The following is a 575-nucleotide window of genomic DNA, read 5'->3' on the forward strand; positions in this document are numbered from 1 at the left end:
ACCGCGGACTCCAGCCCCACCGTCCGCCGCAAGTTCGCATACCAGTACGCGCCATCGGTGACCGGCTCCTCGACCCACTCCCCCGTCACCGTGGACAGGAACGGCACCTCAGGCACCCGAGGCTCCAGACCGCTCAGAACCTCAGCCAACTCCCCCTCGATCAACTCCACATGCGCCGAATGCGAGGCATAGTCCACCTCGATCCGCCGCACCCGCACACCATCGCCCTCGCAGTACGCGACCAGTTCATCCAACGCATCCGCGTCACCGGAAACCACCACCGACGACGGCCCGTTCACCGCCGCCACCGACACCCGGCCCTCCCACCGCGCCAACAACACCTCAACCCCGGCCCGCGACAGCGCAACCGACACCATCCCGCCACGGCCCGCCAACCGCACCAAAGCACGAGAACGCAACGCCACCACCCGCGCCCCGTCCTCCACACTCAACGCACCCGCCACCACCGCAGCCGCGATCTCCCCCTGCGAATGCCCCACCACCGCAGCAGGCACCACACCAAACGACCGCCACACCTCAGCAAGCGACACCATCACCGCCCACAACACCGGCTG

At 68.3% G+C, this 575-nt stretch carries 1 protein-coding gene; it reads right to left on the bottom strand.

Annotated features, from left to right (window positions below; translation table 11 throughout):
* Positions 1-575 (bottom strand): acyltransferase domain-containing protein (locus FGD71_RS34835; protein WP_119104582.1); only part of this gene is annotated, 575 nt, incomplete at both ends.

Origin of the sequence: Streptomyces sporangiiformans (assembly GCF_005768555.2) — a bacterium.
Classification (GTDB): Bacteria; Actinomycetota; Actinomycetes; order Streptomycetales; family Streptomycetaceae; genus Streptomyces; species Streptomyces sporangiiformans.